This window comes from Anaerobiospirillum sp. NML120449 (assembly GCF_023051105.1).
Lineage (GTDB): Bacteria > Pseudomonadota > Gammaproteobacteria > Enterobacterales > Succinivibrionaceae > Anaerobiospirillum.
In genome coordinates this window covers 1-4,256 of record NZ_JALKIL010000079.1, presented here as the reverse complement: position 1 = coordinate 4,256, position 4,256 = coordinate 1, and the positions used below count along the sequence as shown (strand labels likewise).

The window sequence follows — 4,256 nt, the reverse complement described above, 5'->3', positions numbered from 1 at the left end:
TAGGGGATAACTCCATTTACATAGAAATTTAAACGGATCCCCTATTCTATCATTTTTGAGTTGTATTTGCTAGCGATTTTTCGCTATTTTTTATCACTCCATAGATACATCATTTTCAGTTTAAAAAACCTCAAAACTAGATACTACTTTTGAGGCTTTAATTAAGCAAATTTTGCTTTTTTTGATGTGTGGCTATGATACAAAACAGGCTAGAGAGTTCAATCCGCAACCAGGCTAATGTTTCTGCCAACCAGGCTGATGCCCGTAGCCGCATTCGTGATGCTGACTTCGCCGAAGAGTCTGCCAACCTGAGCCAGCAGTCCATCATTCAGCAGGCTGCTACCTCCATGCTCATGCAGGCTAACACTCGTCCACAGCTGGGTCTGTCCCTGCTGGGCTAATAACGCTCACAAAGCCATTCCTTGTCAGCATAGCTGACCAATGCAAGAGCCTGGCTGATTTGCAGTCGGGCTCTTTGCATTTAAGGGAAAAGAACACTATTCAGTCAATGAGATTTAGTGCCCAGATTGCACTCCTTGGTCTTTGCATACCCCCTGCGTTTACACAATATATTCAAATATTGTTATTTATATTGGCAGTCATTACACAGATTTTTACAAAGAGCACTATGTATCTATTTTGTTTCTACAGGTACGGTTGAATCGCGGTTTGTAGCTATGAGCAATTAACATTCTCTATACCGTTACTGAGCTTGAGAATTAATTTAGACACATAAGCGATAAATGGAAGCCCGATTCGACAATTACGGCGCTTTCTGGAGAGAAGACAATGGCAGTTTATGTAAATACAAATGTCAGCTCCTTAAACGGACGCAGATACCTTAACAACGTACAGAATCAGCTCACTACTACGTACCAGAGACTCTCGTCTGGCATGAGAATTAACAGTGCCAAAGACGATGCAGCAGGTTTACAGATCAGCAGCCGTCTGACAACTCAGATTAACGGTCTTAACCAGGGTAACCGCAATGCCTCCGACGGTATTGCCCTTGCTCAGACCATCGAGGGAGCCATGGATGAGACCACTTCCATGCTGCAGAAGATCCGCACTCTGGCTGTTCAGTCTGCCAACGGTACCAACACTGCTGAGGACCGCGCCGCCCTTAAGAAAGAGGCTGATTCCCTTGGTCGTGAAATTACCCGTATTGCTCAGCAGACCACTTTCGGCGGTAAGACTGTACTGGACGGCGCAAACGACACCTCTATCTACGGCAAGCCAGCAGGCGGTAATGCAGACAGCGGCAAAATGACATTACAGGTTGGCGCCAATAAGGGTGATACTATCGACTTTGAGGTACAGACCACCATTATGTCCAAGCTGTTCGTAGCCGCTCAAGGTGGTGGTAATGCAGCTGTATGGGATAAGACCAATGGCTTTGCTATGGGTACAGCCGATGAGGCCAGTAAGCTCATTGCTGAGGTAGATGCTGTTATCGCCAAGGTTGATGGTCAGCGTGCTGGACTAGGTGCTATCCAGAACAGATTGGAGAGTTCAATTCGCAACCAGGCTAATGTTTCTGCCAACCAGGCTGACGCCCGCTCACGTATTCGTGACGCAGACTTCGCCGAAGAGTCTGCCAACCTGAGCCAGCAGTCCATCATTCAGCAGGCTGCCACCTCAATGCTCATGCAGGCCAATACCCGTCCACAGCTTGGTCTGTCCCTGCTGGGCTAATCTGAATCACGGAAACATTCAGGAGAAAAGAGAATGGCAGTTTATGTAAATACAAACGTCAGCTCCTTAAACGGACGCAGATACCTCAATAACGTACAAACTCAGCTGACCACTACGTACCAGAGACTCTCGTCCGGCATGAGAATCAACAGTGCCAAGGACGACGCTGCTGGTCTGCAGATTTCATCCCGCTTAACCACTCAGATTAATGGCCTGAATCAGGGTAACCGCAACGCCTCCGACGGTATTGCCCTTGCTCAGACCATCGAAGGCGCCATGGATGAAACCACCTCCATGCTGCAGAAGATCCGCACCCTGGCTGTTCAGGCCGCAAACGGCACCAACACTGCCGAGGACCGAGCAGCGCTGAAGAAAGAGGCTGATGCTCTTGGTAATGAGATTACCCGTATTGCCCGTCAGACCAAGTTCGGCGGCATGACTGTACTTGATGGTGCAAATACTTCTGCTATTTACGGCAAAAACGGCGGTAACGTCTCTTCTGTAGGCAAACTCACCCTGCAGGTTGGTGCCAACAAAGGAGATACTATCGACTTTGAAGTTCAGACAACTATCATGTCTAAGCTGTTTGTGGCAGCCCAAGGTGGTAAAGCTCTTTGGGATAAGGCTGCAGGTTTTACCTTGGCTACTGCCGACGATGCCAGCAAGCTAATTGCTGAAATTGATTCAGTAATTGCCAAGGTTGATGGTCAGCGCGCTGGACTAGGTGCAATACAAAACAGGTTAGAGAGTTCAATTCGCAACCAGGCTAATGTTTCTGCCAACCAGGCAGACGCCCGTAGCCGCATTCGTGACGCTGACTTCGCCGAAGAGTCTGCCAACCTGAGCCAGCAGTCCATCATTCAGCAGGCTGCTACCTCCATGCTCATGCAGGCTAACACTCGTCCACAGCTGGGCCTGTCCCTGCTGGGCTAATGTAGCCAATCAGACAGTTTTAAGGTCACCTTATCTGTCTTAGAAAAAGGGTCTGACTGATTTTCAGTTAGACCCTTTTCGCATTTTTTATTCTTACTTTTTTCTACCTGCTATATTAAGAGCTGATACGCATGGAATTTGCCAGGATCAATACAACCTGTTTACGCAAATGTTTGTATGCAACGCTATAATTTAGCGGTGTTTACATATTTATATTACTAGATTGGTTGTATCTATTTATTTACACTTTATTTATAGATATCATAATTTTCTTTATCGTGCAGGTGATGGTTTTCGTGCCGTTATGTTGGTGAGAACGAACAACCTTTGCATCTTTCCATGGACTTCAGGTCTGTCAAGGTGTAAACGTTTACGTGTGAGAGAGACAAAAATAAATGGCAGTTTACGTCAATACCAATGTCAGCTCCCTTAACGGACGCAGATATTTAAATAACGTACAGACTCAGCTGACCACTACGTACCAACGCCTGAGCTCAGGTATGAGAATCAACAGTGCGAAGGACGATGCGGCTGGTCTGCAGATTTCATCACGATTAACTACTCAGATTAACGGCCTGAATCAGGGCAACCGCAATGCCTCCGACGGTATTGCTCTTGCTCAGACTATCGAAGGCGCCATGGACGAAACTACTTCTATGCTGCAGAAGGTTCGTACCCTGGCTGTTCAGGCTGCTAACGGCACTAACACTGCCGAAGACCGCGCTGCTCTGAAGAAAGAGGCTGACGCTCTGGGCTTTGAAATCACCCGTATTGCTCAGCAGACCAAGTTCGGTGGCAAGACCGTGCTTGACGGTGCCAATGACACCTCCATTTACGGTAAAAATGGTAATAATAATGCCGATACAGGTAAGCTGACCTTACAGGTTGGCGCCAATAAGGGCGACACCATCGAATTCTCAGTACAGACTACCATCATGTCCAAGCTGTTTGCCGGCGGCGGCGGTGGTCAACAGCCACCTCAGCCACCAGCTGGTGGTGGCAATACCTGGGATAAGGCAACAGGCTTCAAGCTTGCTACAGCTGACGATGCCAGTGCTCTTATTGCTGAGATTGACAAGGTTATTGCCAAGGTTGACGGCCAGCGCGCTGACCTAGGTGCAATACAGAACAGGTTAGAGAGCTCAATCCGCAACCAGGCTAATGTTTCTGCCAACCAGGCTGATGCCCGTAGCCGCATTCGTGACGCCGACTTCGCCGAAGAGTCTGCCAACCTGAGCCAGCAGTCCATCATTCAGCAGGCTGCTACCTCCATGCTCATGCAGGCTAACACTCGTCCACAGCTTGGCCTGTCCCTGCTGGGCTAATGTAGCCAATCAGACAGTTTTAAGGTCACCTTATCTGTCTTAGAAAAAGGGTCTGACTGATTTTCAGTCAGACCCTTTTCGCATTTTTTTATTCTTACCTTTTGCTACCTGCTATATTAAGAGCTGATACGCACGGAATTCGCCAGGATCCATACAACCTGTTTACGCAAATGTTTCATATAGACAGACAATCTTGATGTTTTAAGTAAATTGAATAGAAATTGGTAAATATGTATAGGATAACTATGATGTCAATATAGTGTAGTTTTTTGGACTATTGGCATGGGGTCATTATGGTAGTCT

The 4,256-nt window shown here is 47.3% G+C and carries 3 protein-coding genes and 1 pseudogene; all 4 read left to right on the top strand.

The window, feature by feature from the left end; all coding sequences use genetic code 11:
- Nucleotides 1–197 precede the first annotated feature (197 nt).
- Nucleotides 198–401: pseudogene (locus MXE41_RS12760) on the top strand (flagellin); the annotation flags it as partial.
- A gap of 388 nt (nucleotides 402–789) precedes the next feature.
- Entirely contained in the window at nucleotides 790–1,695 is a 906-nt protein-coding gene (locus tag MXE41_RS12755; RefSeq protein WP_247100838.1) for a flagellin, read from the top strand.
- Nucleotides 1,696–1,728: 33 nt separating this feature from the next.
- Nucleotides 1,729–2,628 (top strand): flagellin, encoded by a 900-nt coding sequence (locus MXE41_RS12750; protein WP_247100836.1) that lies wholly within the window; start codon nucleotides 1,729–1,731, stop codon nucleotides 2,626–2,628.
- Between the two features lie 395 nt (nucleotides 2,629–3,023).
- Nucleotides 3,024–3,953: a flagellin gene (locus tag MXE41_RS12745; protein WP_247100835.1), complete on the top strand. Its 930-nt coding sequence runs from the start codon at nucleotides 3,024–3,026 to the stop codon at nucleotides 3,951–3,953.
- Nucleotides 3,954–4,256: the final 303 nt, after the last annotated feature.